The organism is Saccharomonospora iraqiensis subsp. iraqiensis (assembly GCF_000430445.1).
Taxonomy (GTDB): Bacteria; Actinomycetota; Actinomycetes; order Mycobacteriales; family Pseudonocardiaceae; genus Saccharomonospora; species Saccharomonospora iraqiensis.
The window spans coordinates 1-1,143 of the sequence record NZ_KE387122.1 but is presented as its reverse complement, the minus strand read 5'-3'; the positions used below and the strand labels follow the sequence as shown (position 1 = coordinate 1,143).

The 1,143-nt window shown below is 73.0% G+C and carries 1 protein-coding gene and 1 pseudogene; one reads left to right on the top strand and one right to left on the bottom strand.

Annotated features, from left to right (window positions below):
• Positions 1-237 (bottom strand): annotated as a pseudogene (locus ACTIR_RS26855) (sulfurtransferase); the annotation flags it as partial.
• A 183-nt stretch (positions 238-420) separates the two neighbouring features.
• Here ACTIR_RS26855 and ACTIR_RS0118115 point away from each other — a divergent pair.
• Entirely contained in the window at positions 421-1,116 is a 696-nt protein-coding gene (locus ACTIR_RS0118115) for a metal-dependent transcriptional regulator (protein ID WP_026455341.1), read from the top strand.
• The last annotated feature ends 27 nt before the right edge of the window (positions 1,117-1,143 follow it).

Genomic DNA, 1,143 nt, shown 5'->3' with positions numbered 1-1,143 from the left:
CAGGGTGCGCTGCAGCGACGCGGGGTCGGGCAGCGGGTGCCGCCCCGCGGGCCCGGGCGGACCCGCGAGGTCGGTGTCGACGTCGACGAAGACCGCCCCCGGCACGTGCCCGGCGAGGTAGGATTCCCGGCCGGGCGGGCCGGTGAGCCGCCACCGCACGTCGAGCAGGGTGGGGGCCTCCGCGGGGTCGCGGCGCGACAGTTCCGCCAGTTCCGTTGTCGAAATGACCGGACGCATACCCCTATCCTGCCGGTCTCACCCGTCGTCGCGGCGGCGGACGGTGCGCGACAGCCGGATCCCGGCCCCACGGACGGTGGCCGGGACACGCCGACCGGCACACCCGGAGGTCCGCGCCCCTCGCCCGCCCTCCGTGTCGGGACCGGCGATTACCATGAGTGAGGCGGAGCGAAGGGGACAGGCGTGAACGATCTCATCGATACTACCGAGATGTACCTGCGCACCATCTACGAGCTCGAGGAGGAGGGAGTCGTGCCGCTGCGCGCCCGGATCGCGGAGCGTCTGCAGCAGAGCGGCCCCACCGTGAGCCAGACGGTGGCGCGGATGGAACGGGACGGGCTCGTGGTGGTCGCCGACGACCGCAGCCTGCAACTGACCGACCACGGGCGGGACCTCGCGGTCGCCGTGATGCGCAAGCACCGGCTGGCCGAACTGCTGCTGGTCGACGTCATCGGGCTGGAGTGGGAACACGTCCACAACGAGGCGTGCCGGTGGGAGCACGTCATGAGCGAGGCGGTGGAACGCAAGCTCGTGACATTGCTGGACAACCCGAGGACGTCGCCGTACGGCAACCCGATCCCCGGGTTGGACAAGCTCGGGGCGGGTGAGCCCGCTCCCCCGGCCGAGGCCGATCTCGTGCGGCTGGACGAGGTCGCCAGGTCCGGCGGGGGCAAGGTCGAGATCCGGCGGATCGCCGAGCACGTGCAGCTCGACGAGGATCTGATGACCCAGCTCCGCGGGGTGGGCGTCGTGCCGGGCCGCACCGTGAAGGTCGGCAGGGTCGGCGCGGGCGGACACAGCGTGGAGGTCTCGGACGACACCCACTCGGCCGAGGTCGCCGCGGAGGTGCTGCACGCCGTGCTCGCCCAGGCCCGGTGACGCGACGGCCGCGGCGCCGGCACGGAC